Source organism: Streptomyces noursei (genome assembly GCF_016917755.1).
Lineage (GTDB): Bacteria > Actinomycetota > Actinomycetes > Streptomycetales > Streptomycetaceae > Streptomyces > Streptomyces yunnanensis.
Window position 1 is genome coordinate 7167436 of sequence record NZ_CP070326.1, and the last position, 17680, is coordinate 7185115.

11 protein-coding genes and 3 rRNA genes are annotated in these 17680 nt (G+C 65.3%); 10 read left to right on the forward strand and 4 right to left on the reverse strand.

The annotated features are described in order from the left end of the window. Window positions 1–545: 545 nt before the first annotated feature. The 4 genes from JNO44_RS31290 to JNO44_RS31305 all read left to right on the forward strand — a co-directional run bounded on the left by JNO44_RS31290 (window position 546) and on the right by JNO44_RS31305 (window position 6655). Window positions 546–2074: ribosomal RNA gene (locus JNO44_RS31290) — 16S ribosomal RNA — on the forward strand. A gap of 306 nt (window positions 2075–2380) precedes the next feature. Then, window positions 2381–5503 (forward strand): 23S ribosomal RNA (locus tag JNO44_RS31295). A 71-nt stretch (window positions 5504–5574) separates the two neighbouring features. After that, window positions 5575–5691: ribosomal RNA gene (gene rrf, locus JNO44_RS31300) — 5S ribosomal RNA — on the forward strand. The 16S, 23S and 5S rRNA genes sit together here, the layout of an rRNA operon. A gap of 301 nt (window positions 5692–5992) precedes the next feature. Beyond that, window positions 5993–6655, forward strand: a complete 663-nt coding sequence (locus tag JNO44_RS31305; RefSeq protein WP_205367064.1) for a TetR/AcrR family transcriptional regulator — start codon at window positions 5993–5995, stop codon at window positions 6653–6655. Between the two features lie 130 nt (window positions 6656–6785). Here the strand turns inward: JNO44_RS31305 and JNO44_RS31310 are convergent, their stop codons facing one another. From JNO44_RS31310 to JNO44_RS31320, 3 genes are all read right to left on the reverse strand, one after another. Beyond that, window positions 6786–7841 carry a type III polyketide synthase gene (locus JNO44_RS31310; protein WP_205367067.1) on the reverse strand — a complete coding sequence of 352 codons (1056 nt, stop codon included), beginning with the start codon at window positions 7839–7841 and terminating at the stop codon, window positions 6786–6788. Between the two features lie 261 nt (window positions 7842–8102). Further along, a complete protein-coding gene (locus JNO44_RS31315) occupies window positions 8103–9314 on the reverse strand; it encodes a cytochrome P450 (protein ID WP_205367068.1) in 1212 nt (403 codons plus the stop codon). 705 nt (window positions 9315–10019) lie between these two features. Continuing rightward, window positions 10020–10553, reverse strand: a complete 534-nt coding sequence (locus JNO44_RS31320) for a hypothetical protein (RefSeq protein WP_205367069.1) — start codon at window positions 10551–10553, stop codon at window positions 10020–10022. Window positions 10554–10931: 378 nt separating this feature from the next. Here JNO44_RS31320 and JNO44_RS31325 point away from each other — a divergent pair, with 378 nt between their 5' ends. Both JNO44_RS31325 and JNO44_RS31330 read left to right on the forward strand, forming a co-directional pair. Then, entirely contained in the window at window positions 10932–11702 is a 771-nt protein-coding gene (locus JNO44_RS31325; protein WP_205367070.1) for a PTS sugar transporter subunit IIAB, read from the forward strand. A gap of 96 nt (window positions 11703–11798) precedes the next feature. After that, on the forward strand, window positions 11799–13367 hold the full coding sequence (locus tag JNO44_RS31330) for a PTS ascorbate transporter subunit IIC (RefSeq protein ID WP_205367072.1): 1569 nt from the start codon (window positions 11799–11801) through the stop codon (window positions 13365–13367). 34 nt (window positions 13368–13401) lie between these two features. On the opposite strand, the gene JNO44_RS31335 is transcribed toward JNO44_RS31330, so the two are convergent. Continuing rightward, window positions 13402–14046 (reverse strand): TetR/AcrR family transcriptional regulator, encoded by a 645-nt coding sequence (locus JNO44_RS31335; RefSeq protein WP_205367073.1) that lies wholly within the window; start codon window positions 14044–14046, stop codon window positions 13402–13404. Between the two features lie 182 nt (window positions 14047–14228). Here JNO44_RS31335 and JNO44_RS31340 point away from each other — a divergent pair, with 182 nt between their 5' ends. The 4 genes from JNO44_RS31340 to JNO44_RS31355 all read left to right on the forward strand — a co-directional run bounded on the left by JNO44_RS31340 (window position 14229) and on the right by JNO44_RS31355 (window position 17628). Next, complete coding sequence (locus JNO44_RS31340) at window positions 14229–14684, forward strand: MarR family winged helix-turn-helix transcriptional regulator (protein ID WP_205367074.1); 456 nt, start codon at window positions 14229–14231, stop codon at window positions 14682–14684. Then, window positions 14681–15757, forward strand: coding sequence for an ABC transporter ATP-binding protein (locus tag JNO44_RS31345; RefSeq protein WP_240167726.1), 1077 nt, complete (start codon window positions 14681–14683; stop codon window positions 15755–15757). The genes JNO44_RS31340 and JNO44_RS31345 overlap by 4 nt, the downstream gene beginning before the upstream one ends. Next, complete coding sequence (locus tag JNO44_RS31350; RefSeq protein WP_205367075.1) at window positions 15717–16580, forward strand: ABC transporter permease; 864 nt, start codon at window positions 15717–15719, stop codon at window positions 16578–16580. The genes JNO44_RS31345 and JNO44_RS31350 overlap by 41 nt, the downstream gene beginning before the upstream one ends. A 658-nt stretch (window positions 16581–17238) precedes the next feature. After that, window positions 17239–17628 carry a cell division protein SepF gene (locus JNO44_RS31355; protein ID WP_039631950.1) on the forward strand — a complete coding sequence of 130 codons (390 nt, stop codon included), beginning with the start codon at window positions 17239–17241 and terminating at the stop codon, window positions 17626–17628. The last annotated feature ends 52 nt before the right edge of the window (window positions 17629–17680 follow it).

The following is a 17680-nucleotide window of genomic DNA, read 5'->3' on the forward strand; positions in this document are numbered from 1 at the left end:
CGGCACACCACTACTGAACGGCCCCTCATCGGGAACAATTTCGGCATGCCGAAATTCGGAACGGGACTCGATTATGAGTCGTCGAGGGAATCCGCTAAAGTAGTGATCACGCCGAAAGGCGAACCCCTCCGACGAAAATCGGAACCGAATTCGAAGCCGGTAGCGCCCCTCGGGAAGCGGCCCGGAAGCGAAAAAGGATCTGGTAAAGTCGGAACCGCGAGGAAGCCGAAAGGCCGAATCGCACCGGCGAAAATCGGAGCCGAAAGGATCTGATAGAGTCGGAGACGCAAGACCGAAGGGAAGCGCCCGGAGGAAGCCCGAGAGGGTGGCCGAAGGAAGCGTCCGTTCCTTGAGAACTCAACAGCGTGCCAAAAGTCAACGCCAGATATGTTGATACCCCGTCTCCATCATGGAGATGAGGTTCCTTTGAAAAGTCCTTCCAATAGCTTTGGGAGGCGCACAGCGAGGACGCTGTGAACCGCGAGGATTATTCCTCCTTGTGGTTCCGCTCAACGCGAGTGTTGATACCGGATTACCGGTAAGCATTCACGGAGAGTTTGATCCTGGCTCAGGACGAACGCTGGCGGCGTGCTTAACACATGCAAGTCGAACGATGAACCGGCTTCGGTCGGGGATTAGTGGCGAACGGGTGAGTAACACGTGGGCAATCTGCCCTTCACTCTGGGACAAGCCCTGGAAACGGGGTCTAATACCGGATATGACACGGGGTCGCATGATCTCCGTGTGGAAAGCTCCGGCGGTGAAGGATGAGCCCGCGGCCTATCAGCTTGTTGGTGAGGTAGTGGCTCACCAAGGCGACGACGGGTAGCCGGCCTGAGAGGGCGACCGGCCACACTGGGACTGAGACACGGCCCAGACTCCTACGGGAGGCAGCAGTGGGGAATATTGCACAATGGGCGAAAGCCTGATGCAGCGACGCCGCGTGAGGGATGACGGCCTTCGGGTTGTAAACCTCTTTCAGCAGGGAAGAAGCGAGAGTGACGGTACCTGCAGAAGAAGCGCCGGCTAACTACGTGCCAGCAGCCGCGGTAATACGTAGGGCGCGAGCGTTGTCCGGAATTATTGGGCGTAAAGAGCTCGTAGGCGGCTTGTCACGTCGGATGTGAAAGCCCGGGGCTTAACCCCGGGTCTGCATTCGATACGGGCAGGCTAGAGTTCGGTAGGGGAGATCGGAATTCCTGGTGTAGCGGTGAAATGCGCAGATATCAGGAGGAACACCGGTGGCGAAGGCGGATCTCTGGGCCGATACTGACGCTGAGGAGCGAAAGCGTGGGGAGCGAACAGGATTAGATACCCTGGTAGTCCACGCCGTAAACGTTGGGAACTAGGTGTGGGCGACATTCCACGTCGTCCGTGCCGCAGCTAACGCATTAAGTTCCCCGCCTGGGGAGTACGGCCGCAAGGCTAAAACTCAAAGGAATTGACGGGGGCCCGCACAAGCAGCGGAGCATGTGGCTTAATTCGACGCAACGCGAAGAACCTTACCAAGGCTTGACATACACCGGAAAGCATTAGAGATAGTGCCCCCCTTGTGGTCGGTGTACAGGTGGTGCATGGCTGTCGTCAGCTCGTGTCGTGAGATGTTGGGTTAAGTCCCGCAACGAGCGCAACCCTTGTTCTGTGTTGCCAGCATGCCTTTCGGGGTGATGGGGACTCACAGGAGACTGCCGGGGTCAACTCGGAGGAAGGTGGGGACGACGTCAAGTCATCATGCCCCTTATGTCTTGGGCTGCACACGTGCTACAATGGCCGGTACAATGAGCTGCGATGCCGTGAGGTGGAGCGAATCTCAAAAAGCCGGTCTCAGTTCGGATTGGGGTCTGCAACTCGACCCCATGAAGTCGGAGTTGCTAGTAATCGCAGATCAGCATTGCTGCGGTGAATACGTTCCCGGGCCTTGTACACACCGCCCGTCACGTCACGAAAGTCGGTAACACCCGAAGCCGGTGGCCCAACCCCTTGTGGGAGGGAATCGTCGAAGGTGGGACTGGCGATTGGGACGAAGTCGTAACAAGGTAGCCGTACCGGAAGGTGCGGCTGGATCACCTCCTTTCTAAGGAGCATTTCTTACCGAGCTTTGTGCTTGGTCAGAGGCCAGTACATCAGCGAGTGTCTGATGCTGGTTGCTCATGGGTGGAACGTTGACTACTCGGCGCGATTGGTGTGAGGACTGTTAGTACTGCTTCGGCGTGGAACGCAGGGTCTCATCTGGTCGGGTCGGGCACGCTGTTGGGTATCTGAGGGTGCGGACTATGGTCTGAACCTTCGCGATGCCGGTCCCAGTGAACTCAGCCTTCGGGTTGGGGTGGTGGGTGGCTGGTCGTTGTTTGAGAACTGCACAGTGGACGCGAGCATCTGTGGCCAAGTTTTTAAGGGCGCACGGTGGATGCCTTGGCACCAGGAACCGATGAAGGACGTGGGAGGCCGCGATAGGCCCCGGGGAGCTGTCAACCGAGCTTTGATCCGGGGGTGTCCGAATGGGGAAACCCGGCAGTCGTCATGGGCTGTCACCCGCTGCTGAACACATAGGCAGTGTGGAGGGAACGCGGGGAAGTGAAACATCTCAGTACCCGCAGGAAGAGAAAACAACCGTGATTCCGGGAGTAGTGGCGAGCGAAACTGGATGAGGCCAAACCAGTCACGTGTGATACCCGGCAGGGGTTGCGTGGTTGGGGTTGTGGGATCTCTCTTCTGTCGTCTGCCGGCGGCAGGGCGAGTTAGAAACCGTTGATGTAGGCGAAGGACATGCGAAAGGTCCGGCGTAGAGGGTAAGACCCCCGTAGCTGAAACGTCAGCGGCTTGCTTGAGAGACACCCAAGTAGCACGGGGCCCGAGAAATCCCGTGTGAATCTGGCGGGACCACCCGTTAAGCCTAAATATTCCCTGGTGACCGATAGCGGATAGTACCGTGAGGGAATGGTGAAAAGTACCGCGGGAGCGGAGTGAAATAGTACCTGAAACCGTGTGCCTACAAGCCGTGGGAGCGTCGCGCAGAGACTTGTTCTTTGCGTCGTGACTGCGTGCCTTTTGAAGAATGAGCCTGCGAGTTTGCGGTATGTTGCGAGGTTAACCCGTGTGGGGAAGCCGTAGCGAAAGCGAGTCCGAATAGGGCGTTGGAGTAGCATGCTCAAGACCCGAAGCGGAGTGATCTAGCCATGGGCAGGTTGAAGCGGAGGTAAGACTTCGTGGAGGACCGAACCCACCAGGGTTGAAAACCTGGGGGATGACCTGTGGTTAGGGGTGAAAGGCCAATCAAACTCCGTGATAGCTGGTTCTCCCCGAAATGCATTTAGGTGCAGCGTCGTGTGTTTCTTGCCGGAGGTAGAGCACTGGATAGGCGATGGGCCCTACCGGGTTACTGACCTTAGCCAAACTCCGAATGCCGGTAAGTGAGAGCGCGGCAGTGAGACTGTGGGGGATAAGCTCCATGGTCGAGAGGGAAACAGCCCAGAGCATCGACTAAGGCCCCTAAGCGTGTGCTAAGTGGGAAAGGATGTGGAGTCGCAGAGACAACCAGGAGGTTGGCTTAGAAGCAGCCACCCTTGAAAGAGTGCGTAATAGCTCACTGGTCAAGTGATTCCGCGCCGACAATGTAGCGGGGCTCAAGTACACCGCCGAAGTCGTGTCATTGCAGCATGAGGGCTAACGCCTGTTGTGATGGGTAGGGGAGCGTCGTGTGCCGGGTGAAGCAGCCGTGGAAACGAGTTGTGGACGGTTCACGAGTGAGAATGCAGGCATGAGTAGCGATACAAGAGTGGGAAACTCTTGCGCCGATTGACTAAGGGTTCCTGGGTCAAGCTGATCTGCCCAGGGTAAGTCGGGACCTAAGGCGAGGCCGACAGGCGTAGTCGATGGACAACCGGTTGATATTCCGGTACCCGCTTTGAAGCGCCCAATACTGAATCAGGCGATGCTAAGTCCGTGAAGCCGCCCTGATCTCTTCGGAGTTGAGGGGAGTGGTGGAGCCGACGGACCAGACTTGTAGTAGGTAAGCGATGGGGTGACGCAGGAAGGTAGTCCAGCCCGGGCGGTGGTTGTCCCGGGGTAAGGGTGTAGGCCGTGTGGTAGGTAAATCCGTCGCACGTTAAGGCTGAGACCTGATGCCGAGCCGATTGTGGTGAAGTGGATGATCCTATGCTGTCGAGAAAAGCCTCTAGTGAGTTTCAAGGCGGCCCGTACCCTAAACCGACTCAGGTGGTCAGGTAGAGAATACCGAGGCGTTCGGGTGAACTATGGTTAAGGAACTCGGCAAAATGCCCCCGTAACTTCGGGAGAAGGGGGGCCATTTCTGGTGATCCGTTTTACACGGTGAGCTGGGGGTGGCCGCAGAGACCAGCGAGAAGCGACTGTTTACTAAAAACACAGGTCCGTGCGAAGCCGTAAGGCGATGTATACGGACTGACGCCTGCCCGGTGCTGGAACGTTAAGGGGACCGGTTAGCTCCATTTCGGTGGGGCGAAGCTGAGAACTTAAGCGCCAGTAAACGGCGGTGGTAACTATAACCATCCTAAGGTAGCGAAATTCCTTGTCGGGTAAGTTCCGACCTGCACGAATGGCGTAACGACTTCTCGACTGTCTCAACCATAGGCCCGGTGAAATTGCATTACGAGTAAAGATGCTCGTTTCGCGCAGCAGGACGGAAAGACCCCGGGACCTTTACTATAGCTTGATATTGGTGTTCGGTTCGGCTTGTGTAGGATAGGTGGGAGACTTTGAAGCGCCAACGCCAGTTGGTGTGGAGTCGTTGTTGAAATACCACTCTGGTCGTGCTGGATGTCTAACCTGGGTCCGTGATCCGGATCAGGGACAGTGTCTGGTGGGTAGTTTAACTGGGGCGGTTGCCTCCTAAAGGGTAACGGAGGCGCCCAAAGGTTCCCTCAGCCTGGTTGGTAATCAGGTGTTGAGTGTAAGTGCACAAGGGAGCTTGACTGTGAGACTGACGGGTCGAGCAGGTACGAAAGTAGGGACTAGTGATCCGGCGGTGGCTTGTGGAAGCGCCGTCGCTCAACGGATAAAAGGTACCCCGGGGATAACAGGCTGATCTTCCCCAAGAGTCCATATCGACGGGATGGTTTGGCACCTCGATGTCGGCTCGTCGCATCCTGGGGCTGGAGTCGGTCCCAAGGGTTGGGCTGTTCGCCCATTAAAGCGGTACGCGAGCTGGGTTTAGAACGTCGTGAGACAGTTCGGTCCCTATCCGCTGCGCGCGTAGGAGTCTTGAGAAGGGCTGTCCCTAGTACGAGAGGACCGGGACGGACGGACCTCTGGTGTGCCAGTTGTTCTGCCAAGGGCATGGCTGGTTGGCTACGTTCGGAAAGGATAACCGCTGAAAGCATCTAAGCGGGAAGCCTGCTTCGAGATGAGGGCTCCCACCCACTTGATGGGGTAAGGCTCCCAGTAGATGACTGGGTTGATAGGCCAGATATGGAAGCGCCGTAAGGTGTGGAGTTGACTGGTACTAATAGGCCGAGGGCTTGTCCTCAGTTGCTCGCGTCCACTGTGTTGGTTCTGAAGCCACGAACAGACCAACGGTTGTTCATAGTTTCATAGTGTTTCGGTGGTTATAGCGTTAGGGAAACGCCCGGTTACATTCCGAACCCGGAAGCTAAGCCTTTCAGCGCCGATGGTACTGCAGGGGGGACCCTGTGGGAGAGTAGGACGCCGCCGAACTAATTTTAGAAGAAGCCCTGTTGGGAACCTCGGTTCCCAACAGGGCTTCTTTGCGTTTCGGAACGGGGACCCGCGGCACGAGGTGGTGCCGGCCTGGCGGTCCCACTCCACTTGTTCCTCCGGTTCCATATCGCCGAGCCTTTGTGCCTCTCCCCCTGGGGAGGGGCGGTGCACAGCCGATTGGTCTCAATATGGGCTTGGTGTCGGGGTGTTGAAGGCAGGGGCGGGGTTGGGGAGGTAGGCGTATGGGCTGGTTGAACCGGATAGTTCAGGGTATTGGAGGCATAGGTATGCTGGCGGGGTGAGTGGAGCCAATCTCTCAGCGCCCTCGGCCGCACGGCGGGCCGGGCGTGGGCGGATCGACAAACGTCACGCCATCCTCGATGCGGCCTTCGTCGTGTTCGCTCGTGAGGGCTACGGGAAGGCGAGCGTCGATGCGATCGCCGACGAGGCCGGTGTGGCCAAGCCGACGCTCTACAACCACTTCGGAGGCAAGGAGGCCCTCTTCCGGGAGGCCATGGCCGCCACCGCCGAGCTGGCCACCGCCAAGAGTCTCGCGGTCGTCGCGGGTCTCGCCAGTGACGTCGAGGACCTGTCCGGTGTGCTCGCCGACGTCGGGTACCGCCTGCTGCTGTGTCACACCAGCGACGAAGCCTGGGCCCTGCGACGGTTGCTGTACGCGGAGATCTCGCGGTTCCCGGAGCTCTTCGACAAGGTGTGGGGGCACGGCCCGAACCAGCTGTCGGAGGCGCTCGCGGACCGGTTGGCCCGGCTGGCGCTGGCCGGCCGACTGCGCCTGACCGATCCGGTGCGGGCCGCCGAGCAGTTCGTCGCGCTGCTCACCGGCCCGCTGGAGGGGCGCACTGTCCTCGGTACCCGTACTGTCTCCGACGACGAACTGCGCGCCACTGTTGCCGCCGCGGTGGGTACCTTCATCAGCGCGTTCGCGGTGGCGGTTGAGTAGGACGGTGGTGAACGGCGGGGGAGTGGGCACGGCCGGGGTGGCCCGTCGTACGCATGCTTGACGAGCCGCCCCGCGACGGCTCGTCAAGTCAGGCTCACTGCTCAGGGATTCGAGTTGCGTGCTCCGCGGCTCAGTTCGGCGACGACGTCCAGGTGCCCAGGGACATTTCCGCGGTGATGCCGGGGCCGAAGCCGGCCAGCAGGCCGCGCTGACCGTCCTGTGCTGACGCCTCGTCGAACATGCGGGCCAGGGCGTCGAGCACCACCGCACTGGCGATGTTGCCGTACTCGGTCAGCGTCGCCCGACTGAACCGGAATGCCTCGGGCGGCACTTCCAGGAAGCGGCAGAGGTCGTCGAGGATACGCGGGCCGCCCGCGTGGACGATGTAGAAGTCCAGGTTCCCCGCGTCCCACTTGTGCTCCTCCGCGAGGGCGCGGAGCGCCGGCGCGAGCGGCTCCATGGTGCCCGGGACCCGCTTGTCCAGCTGGAAGTGGAACCCGGTGGAGCGGACCGCGTAGGAGATCCAGTCCTCGGTGTGCGGTATGAGGTACGAGGCGTTCCGCTGCAGATGGACGCCCGTGCCGCCCTTGCCGCGCATCACGGCCGCCGCCACTGCGTCCCCGAACAGGCCGTTGGACAGCAGCGATCCGACTCCGTCGTCGTCGGGCTGGTAGCACAGCGAGCAGAACTCGCAGGCGACGAGCAGGACGTTGGCGTCCGGATACGCCTGGCAGAAGTCGTGTGCGCGATTTATCGCGGCACCGCCTGCGGCACAACCGAGTTGGGCGATCGGAATCTGACGCGTGTCCGACCGGAACCCCATGTGGTTGATGAGCCACGCCGTCAGCGACGGCATCATGAAGCCGGTGCACGACACGTAGATGATCAGGTCGATCTCCCGTGGCTCCAGCTCCGCGTGGTCGAGTGCCCGGCGCACGACAGCGGGGACGCGCGCCTTGGACTCCTCTTCGTAGATGGCGCTGCGGGCGTCGAATCCCGGATGCTCCAGCACCTTGTCGATCGGCTGGATCAGATGCCGCCGTACGACGCCCGTGTGCTCGATCAGTCTCAGCACGAGATTCAGCTGCGAGTGGTTGGCGTGCAGCTGACGTGCCAGTTCGAGGGTGTCGTCCCTGGTGATGATGTATTCAGGGACCGCGATTGCCGGCTTGCACAAAACGGCCATCGGATGCACTCCTTGCAGACTGTGGTCCGCTCAGTGCTGTTCTCGCGCTGCATTTCGCGTCTTTGTCGCTTCCATGTCGACCGGCGAAATCTTCGTCGATTCCGTCGACCTCACGACACAGACCCCTGGAAGGACGCGAGCGGGCCATCCGTCGAAGAATGAACTCTCCCCGTGCAGATGGGTCATTCCTAGACCGTACGCCAAGGGGGTGAGTTCCGCATTCTGCAGCCGGGGCCGCGGAATTACCGCGGCCCCGGCAACTCACCACACCACCGGCAAAGCCAGCGGATAGCGCCAGATCGCCGTGGTGTTCCACCGGACTTCCTCGGCCGGCTTGGCCAGCTTCAGGTCGGGGAACCGCTTCAGCAGGGTGCTGAGCGCGACCTGAAGCTCCGTGAGGGCCAGCGGGGCCCCCAAGCAGTGGTGCGCGCCCCAGCCGAACGTCATGTGTCCGGTGGGCTCGCGCGAGAGGTCCAGCTCGTCGGGCCGTTCGAACTTCGCGCCGTCCCGGTTGGCGGTCAGATACGAGACGTGCACGATGTCCCCGGCCCGGATCGTCACCCCGCTCAGCTCCACGTCCTCCAGCGCGACACGAGGGATGCCAACTCCCTTGCGGAACGGGATGAACCGCAGCATCTCCTCGATCGCCTGTGGCAGCGCCTCGGGGTGCTCCCGCAGCATCGCCAGGTCCTTGGGCCGGGTCAGCAGTGTGTACGAGAGGTTGCCGATCTCGTAGGTGGTGGTGTCCTGGCCGGTGATGAGGAGCACCATCGCCATGACGGTGAGTTCCTTCGCGTCGAGGACCTCGTCCCCGACGCGGGCCGTCGCCAGCGCGCTGATCAGGTCGTCCCCGGGGTCACGCCGGCGCCGTGCGGTCAGCTCCGTGAAGTACTCGCGCATCTCGGCCTTGGCGCGGATGGCGTTGTCCTTGTTGTCGAGGCTGACGTTCATCATCGTCCGGGCGTACCCGCGCAGCTGCGCGCGCTCGTCCTCCGGGATGTCCAGCACCTCGCAGATCGTGGTCAGCGGCAGCGGCTGCGCGAGGTTGTCCATCAGGTCGCCCGGCGCCCCGTCCTCGGCCATCCGGTCCAGCAACTCGTCCACGACGCGCTGCGTGCCCTCCCGCATGCGTTCCACCTGCTTGGGGGCGAACGCCTTTGCCACCAGGCTCCGCAGCCGGCTGCTCGCGGGCGGGTCCATCACGTTGATCGCCTCGTCCTGGACGATCGGTTCCGGTGTCATCCGCGGGAAGTCCCGGCCGATGATTGCGTGCCGGCTGAACCGCCGGTCCGTCGTCACCGTCCGCACATCCTCGTACCGCGTGACCAGCCACGCCTCGCCCTCGCCGTAGGGCAGTCGAATACGTGCGACCGGTTCTTCGGTCATGATTCGTCGAAGCGTCGGATCGAACTCCAGCGCCTCGGCGTAATCGAATGGGCAGTTCCAGACGGTGCTATCGGCTTCCTGTGCCATTCCGGACTCCTGGAGTGAGACGGACGGGGTGGATTCGTCGGAGAGCTGAATTGTTGCGAGCGACGAGCGAATTGCCGCCCGCGGTCACGGGCGGCAAGAAGGCATGCGTGCCCTCGCTAGTCGGCCAGAAAGGCCCTTTTCGTCCCGGTTATCGTACGCAGGCGGTACCGGCCCCGCCTTGGCCGTTCCCGTGCGGGACCGGTGGGCGCGGTGCGTGACGACCCCGCTTCACCCGTCACCGCCGGGGCACTCGACGCCGGGTGCCGGCGACCGCCCTGCTACGCCAAACGGGTGATGGGGTGGCTGGAAGCCCGGCGGGCGGGCCGTATGACCCTCTCCACCGTCAGGACGGCCGTCGCCCCGAGCAGCGCTCCGATGAGCGAGATGGCGATGCTCATGCTCTCCACTCCGATTGCGGGGCGTTTTTGGTGCTGTGGCGACGTCTACGAGTTCGACGGGTTGCGGGACGTACCCAACGGTCGCGGGGCAGCGAGATCGCCCCGCTACCGGACCGCCTGGACTGGGAGGAGTTCGCCCTGGCGGCAGTGGCGCATGCTGTGGCCGCCGACCCGGAGTGGGCGGACGAGGCGCTGCACGGCCGGCTCGGCGAGGTCGCCCCGTGTGACGCGGAGATCCTCGACCGGTTGGTGTGGGGATCCGGGGCATGGGGCCTTCGGGGTGTGTTGTCTCCCCGCCTGGGGGTGCTCAGTCTGTCTGGTGTGCGTCCCGGGCCGAGTCCACGAAGTTCTCCAGCGCCTTCCAGAAGGGGTTGTACGCGGCGTTGAACACCTCCTGGCAGTCCGCGTCGTCCGCCAGGCCCGTCCTGAGCGCCTCGTAGAACGGTCCGGTCGCCTTCTGAAGGGCGAGTGCCGCGGCCGCGGCCGACGGCGGGCCCTCCAACTCCACGACCCGCGCACAGCGGCGGATCTTCGCGTACTCCGCGATCTCCCGGTCGAGCAGGGCGTCGAGCCTGGTGTTCCGCGTCGACGAGGCGGACTCCCGAAGCTCCGCGGAGATCTCCCAGTACAACTCGCCGATGCGGTGGGTCTGTTCGATCAGGTCCAGATAGGCGGTGCGTCGGCTCTCCCGCAGCCGCTCCGCGCGCTGCGAGCGCGCCGCCGTCTCTGCCTGGATCTTGGCGGCCTGCGTACTGCCGCGACTGGTCACCCAGCTGGCCAGTACTGCCGTTCCGCCTGTCACTGCCGCAATCGCCAAGGTCCACACCGTGCTGTCGCCCACGCGGCGCCACAATACCCACCGGATGCCCCGCGGTTGGCTTCTGGGCCTCCTGTTCCTTGCCTGGTTGGACTTTCCGTCGGTGCCGTGCCACCGATGGGGTGCCGCCTTCCGCCTCCTGACTCATCTGTCCCCGCGTCCGCCCACCCCCACTCCCTCGCCGGCCCTGACGCATCCCTGAGTCGGCCCTGATGCCAACCCGAACTCCGACCCCGACTCCGACCCTGACGCCTCCCTTCGCCGACCCGCTGGGTCCCGCACCAGCACCCACACGCGGCGCCCGCACCCTGCGCCCGCACCGGCTCCTCTGGCCAACTCCTCGGCCACGGAAGGAGCGGAAGGACCGATGCGCAATCACCCGCGCGCCCGTAGAGTCCCGCCATGGCAGCTCTGAGCGATCTCCTCCCCGTCGCGGCGGTGCGCCTGGACGTACCGGCTCCGGACTGGCGGGCATCGATCCGGGTGGCGGGCGGGCTGTTGGTGGCGACCGGCGCCACCACCGCCGCGTACACCACAGAGATGATCGGGAACGTGGTGGAGAACGGTCCGTACATCGTCATCGCGCCCGGCTTCGCCCTCGCCCACGCCCGCTCCTCGCCCGCGGTGCTCCGGACCGCGCTGTCCTGGGTCCGGTTGGCGCGGCCCGTGGAATTCGGGCACGAGTCGAACGATCCGGTGTCTCTCGTCGTGGCCCTGGCCGCGCGGGATCAGGGCGCCCATACGGCGGCGCTCGCCGCTCTGGCGCGGTTGCTTGCCGACCCCGACATCGCCCGGGCGCTGCGGGAGGCTCCGGACCCCGCATCGCTGCGCGCACTGTTGGCCGCGCCAGAAGTGCGCAGCCCGGCCGAAAGCGCCGAAGTTCCCGTCGTGCACAAGATCTTGACGGTCTGCGGCAATGGACTCGGCACCAGCCTCTTCCTCAAGACCACGTTGGAGCGCGTACTCGCCCAGTGGGGCTGGGCCCGCCACGTCACCGTGGAGGCGACCGACACCATCTCCGCCAGGGGCAAGGCGGCCGAGGCCGTCGCGATCCTCACGTCCCGTGAGATCGCCGGGACGTTGGGCGAGATGGACGTCCCGGTTGTGGCCGTCGAGGACTTCACCAGCGCCAGTGAGGTCGACCGGGTACTACGCGACATCTATGACGTCTGACACCGATAGGGCATCCGGAAGCGGCGCGCCGTACGGAAGTGACCTGACGTCCGAAGCCGATGGCGCTCGTAGCCGTGCCGAGAGAGGAGACCGCCCGTGACCGTGCTCCTGTCCATCGCCACGTTCCTCGTCGACGAGGTGCTCAGCCGGCCCGCCTGCCTGATCGGCCTGATCACGGCGGCGGGGCTGATCGCACTCCGCAAACCGGTCGGGCAGATAGCCGGCGGTGCCCTCAAGGCCACGCTCGGCTTTCTGCTCATCGGTGCGGGCGCGGGGCTGGTCGTCGGCGCGCTGGGCCCACTGGGCGGCATGATCCAGGGCGCCACCGGGGCACACGGGGTGATCCCGGCCAACGAGGCGATCGTCGGCATCGCCCAGGAGCGGTTCGGTGCGCGGGTCGCCTGGTTGATGATCCTCGGCTTTGCCGTCGCCCTGTTGCTGGCCCGGTTCACACCCCTTCGCTACGTATTCCTGACCGGGCACCACATCCTCTTCATGGCCACGCTGTTGACGATGGTGTTGAGTGCCGCCGGGCAGCCGACGCCGGTAGTGGTTGCCGTCGGCGCCGTCCTGTTGGGCATCCTGCTGGTCGCGCTGCCCGCGTTCGTCCACCCCTGGACCAGGCGCGTCACGGGCAACGACTCCCTCGCCATCGGCCACTTCGGCACCGCCGGATACCTCCTCGCGGGCGCCACGGGGCGGCTCGTCGGCCGGCGCAGCCGCAGTACCGAGGAGATGAAGCTGCCCGAGAGCCTGCGCTTCCTACGGGACTCGATGGTCGCCACGGCACTGTCCATGGTGCTGATCTACGTGGTCATGGCGCTTGTCTATCTGGCCAAGGCAGGACGGGGCGCCGCCTTCCAGGCGTTCGCGGTCGCCGGCGGCAGCACGGCCGGGAACCTCGGCAACTACCTCATGCAATCCGTCATGCAGGGACTGCAATTCGGTATCGCGGTCGCCGTGATCCTCTTCGGTGTCCGAACGATCCTGGGCGAACTCGTCCCCGCCTTCCAGGGCATCGCCGGCAAGTGGGTGCCCGGTGCGGTGCCGGCCCTGGACGCACCGATCGTCTTCCCCTACGCCCAGAACGCGGTGCTGATCGGCTTCCTCGCCAGCTTCACCGGGGGCCTGGCCGGTCTCGCTCTCCTCACCTGGCTGCTCCACCCCGCCCTCGGCCTCGCGCTCGTTCTGCCCGGTCTCGTACCGCACTTCTTCACGGGTGGTGCGGCCGGCGTGTACGGCAACGCGACCGGCGGCCGGCGCGGCGCGATCGCCGGCGCCTTCCTCAACGGCGTCCTGATCACCTTCCTGCCCGCGCTGCTGCTCAAGGTGCTCGGCGCGTTCGGGAAGGCCAACACCACCTTCGGCGATGCCGACTTCGGCTGGTTCGGCACCCTCATCGGCTATGCGGCCAAGGTGGGGCCCACGGGCGGGGCGATCACGATGCTGGTGATCGGCGGCGCCGTACTGGGCGGCGCGATCTTCTTCCAGAAGCGGGTGGTGGACTCGGGGTGGGACCCCGGTGCCGGGCGCCCCGTGACCCGTTCGGGCACCGCCGCGCCCGCTGCTCCCGAGGGGGCCGACGTGCGCATGTCGCTTCGTCGTCACCCCAGGATCGCACCGCCCGTAGGAGCTCCGGCCCCGCCTCCTCCTCAGGGAGACTGACCGGCCAGGGACGGCCGGGGTGGGTCGGCGACCGTCAGCCGTCGGCGCGTTCGTCGGGCGTCGCCCCGTCCCCTCCGGAATCCGCGGCGTCGGCGGACTTGCCGCGGAAGACGCTCAGTGCCTGGTCCACGGCCTCGATCAGGTACTCCCGGTCCGCAGTTTTCTCCATCACCCGCAGCCCCTGGGTGAACGTGACGAGGAACCGCGCCACGCTCTTCACGTCCGTACCCGGCGCGAGTTCACCGTTGGCCCGGGCCCGCAGCAGCAGGGCGGCGTAGGCGTCCTCCATCCCGCGCAGGGCGGCTCGCAGCCGTGCGGTGGCCTCGGGGTCGCAGGGAACGCGTTCCATCACGCCGTGGGTGACCAGGCACCCGTTGCGTTCGGGGTCCGTCAGGGCGGCGTCCACGTAGGACAGCAGGAAGGCGCGCAGGGCGGGCAGCGCGGGACCGTCGCCGGCCAGATCGTTCTCCGCCTTGGCCTTCTCGTCCGTGCTGTAGCGTTCCAGGGCCTTGAGATAGAGGTCGTGTTTGGAACCGAAAGCGGCGTACATACTGGAGCGGTTGATCCCCAACGCGTCCACGAGATCCTGCACGGACGTGCCCTCGTACCCCCGGCGGCGGAACGTCTCCATCGCCACTTTGAGCGCGGCGTGCGGATCGAACTCTTTGGGCCTGGCCATGGAGCGCGATGCTACCCGCCCCGCCTCGTCGCACCCGTGGTGGACGAGAGGCCACGAGCGCCGGCCCGCCCCGTCACCTACGGATCCGGAATCGGTACCTACCGATCCGGGATCGGCCGGTGCCCCACCCCGTCGACCGGTCACCACCTGCCTTGCCTCTCAATGAGAGTTAAAGTCGACATATGGCTAGTGGGGACCTCCCCGACGAGCTGGCCGACGTACTGGCGGGTATCCAACGCCTGATCCGCCGGCGGCTCCGGCCCGGCCTGCCCGGCCCTCGCCTGCGCGGCGCGGAGGTCGAGCTCCTGCGGTTGGTCGCCATCCGGCCCGGCATCCGCGTCTCCGCCGCCGCGCAAGAGCTCTACCTGGCGGGCAACTCGGTCTCCACCCTGGTCAACCAGCTCAGCGGAACCGGCTACCTCCGCCGCGAGACCGACCCCGCCGACCGACGCTCGGCCCTGCTCTTCCCGACCCCGGCGGCCCGGTCACGGCTGCACGACTGGGAGACCCGCCGCAGCGCCCTCGTCCGCGAACAGCTCGAACGCCTCCCGGAAGCCGACCGGACCGCGCTGGAGGCCGCCCTTCCGGCGCTGCGCCAGCTCGCCCGCAACCTGCATCAGCAGACGGAGGGACCATGACCAGCGAAGACCCGGTGCGGCCGGTCCCAGGGGCCGCCCCCGGCCAGTCCCTGCACGCCGCTCCGTCCCGGCACACCGCTCCGTCCCGGCACACGGCGGGCGCACCGACCGGTCGCCCGACAGCCCCCGACCCGGACCGGACTCCCGACCCGGATCGGACCTCCGCCCCGGATCGGACCTCCGCCCCGGACCCGGCTCCGCTTCCCGACGCCCTCGCCTGTCGCGGCCTCCGCTACACCTTCGGTGAGACCCGCGCCGTGGACGGGGTGGACCTGTCCGTCCGCCCCGGTGAGGTCTTCGGCCTGCTCGGGCCGAACGGCGCGGGCAAGACCACCGCCATCCGCTGCATCACCACCCTCCTGCCCGTCCCCACGGGCATGGTGCGAGTCTTCGGGCATGACGCGGCACGGGAGCGGATGGCCGTCCGGCGCCTCCTGGGCTACGTGCCGCAGCAACTGTCCGCCGACGCCGGACTGACCGGCCGGGAGAATGTCGCACTCTTCGCCAGGGTCTTCGACATCCCCCGCCGCGAGCGCGCCGCCCGCGTCGGCCAGGCGCTGGAGGCCGTCGGCCTCACCGACGCCGCGAATCGACTCGCCAGCACGTACTCCGGCGGCATGATCCGCCGACTGGAACTCGCCCAGGCACTGGTCAGCGCACCCCGCCTGTTGATGCTCGACGAACCGACGATCGGCCTCGACCCGATCGCCCGCACCACCGTCTGGGAGCACATCAACGTGGTCCGCGCCGCAACGGGCATGACCGTCCTGGTCACCACCCACTACATGGACGAGGCCGAGCAGTACTGCGACCGCGTCGCCCTGATGCACCGCGGCCGGATCCGCGCCCTCGGCACACCCGCCGAACTCCGCTCGGACCTGCGTGCCCGTCGGGCACAGGCCGCGCGCACCACCACGACGACACCGTCCGCACCCCGCACTTCTGCCTCGTCCGATGTCGAGCCGACCCTGGAGGACGTCTTCCGCGACGTCGCCGGCACCGGACTCGACGAGCAGTCAGGAGACTTCCGCGATGTCCGAAGCACCCGCCGCACCGCAACCAGGGTCGGTTGAGCCCCCGGCCGCCGCCCGTCACTTGGACCTGCTGCTGATTCCACCGCGCCCCCGCACGGGCTGGCGGGTGCTGCCCGCCAGAGTCGTCGCGATGTGCGTGGTCGAGCTGCAGAAACTGCGCCATGACCGCACGGAGCTCTACACCCGCGCCGTCCAACCCGCCCTGTGGCTCGTGGTCTTCGGCGAGACCTTCACCCGTATCAAGGCCATTCCCACTGGTGGCACCCCCTATATCGACTATCTGGCGCCCGGGATCATCGCCCAGTCCGCCATGTTCATCGCGATCTTCTACGGCATCATGATCATCTGGGAGCGGGACGCCGGGATCCTCACCAAACTCCTGGTCACCCCCACCCCGCGGTCCGCCCTGATCGCCGGCAAGGCGTTCGCCGCCGGACTGAAGGCACTGCTCCAAGCCGTGGTGGTCATCGTCATCGCCGCCCTGCTCGGTGTGGCCATGACCTGGAATCCGCTACGGCTGCTGGGCGTGGCCGTCGCCGTGATCCTCGGCTCCGCGTTCTTCTCCTGCTTGTCGATCTCGATCGCCGGCATCGTGCTGACTCGAGACCGCCTGATGGGCATCGGCCAGGCCATCACCATGCCGCTCTTCTTCGCCTCCAACGCCCTCTACCCCGTGGCGGTCATGCCCGGCTGGCTACAGACCGTCAGTCGGATCAACCCCCTCAGCTATCAGGTCGACGCCCTCCGCGGGCTGCTCCTGGGGACCCCCTCGCATCTGGGTCTCGATTTCGCCGTCCTCGCCGCCGCCTCGGTCGCCGGTATCGCCGCGGCCTCGGCTCTCCTCGGTCGTCTGGCCCGCTGACCCGCAGGCCGCCACGACCCGCCGAGCGATCCGCCTCGTCTCTCGCACGGCGGGCGCGACCCTGCCCACGCCAACCCTTCGCGAACACTCTCCGTACTCATGCATCCACCGTAAGAGACCCCACTGACAACGCCCTCGACCAGCGGGAACGCCCGGATCGTCGTCTCCGCCCGCATCGGCGCCTCCGCCCGGGCCGTGGTCTCTGCTCGGCCCGTGCACCGCCGCGTGGTGGCAACGAACGTGAGTCCTCTACCGGTTGCGGACCGCCTCGGGTCCGTCGCCCGTCCGCCGCGCCGTCCCCGTGACGAACGACACGTCTTCCATCGTGGCGGTGCGCACCGCGCATCCGCCCGTGGGTCAGGAGATCACGAGCACTCAGGGGTGCATGGCACCCGGCAACGTGAGTAGTTGTCAGGCACCTCCGCAACGTGGCCTTGAGGGCGGGCGCGTGCTCCGTCACAAGAGAGGATGAACAGGCATACAGAAACTCGATCCGGTGGATTCGCCGAGCTGTCCGCACTGGTCAGAGCTATGAGGCAGGATGGGAACGGCTGCGCCACCTCGTGTGTCGCAGTCAGCGACGTTTGTAGGTTTATCTCTAGAATCGTGCGATGCACATACCGCAGAAAGCCAGCGCTCCTCTGGGTGAGGTGATTCGGTGAACGGCCCCGATGCCACCGACGAGCAGTGGGAAGGGCTCGCTGAAGTCGTACCGCTACGCGGCGGCAGCGAATGGCCCTCGTGGCCCGACCACCGCGCGCTCCCGGACGACGAACCGACCGAAGAGACACGGCGGTTCATCGTCATCCGTGTCCAGACCTTCGCGGACGCCCGGGAAGTGGCCGAGTACCTCATGGCGCAGTTGCCGGTCCTGCTGGACCTCAGCAGCGCGGACACCGATGTCGCCAAGCGCATCCTGGACTTCGCCAGCGGCGTCGTCTTCGGCCTCGGCAGCGGGATGCACCGCGTGGACACCAACGTGTTCCTGTTGGCGCCGGTCGGCACCGAGGTCGCGGAACCGGCAACGGGCTCCGTCCCCCATTCGTAGGAAGAGCAGTTGGGCGTAACGGTTCTCCGTGCGTGCGACTGCATAGCGTCCC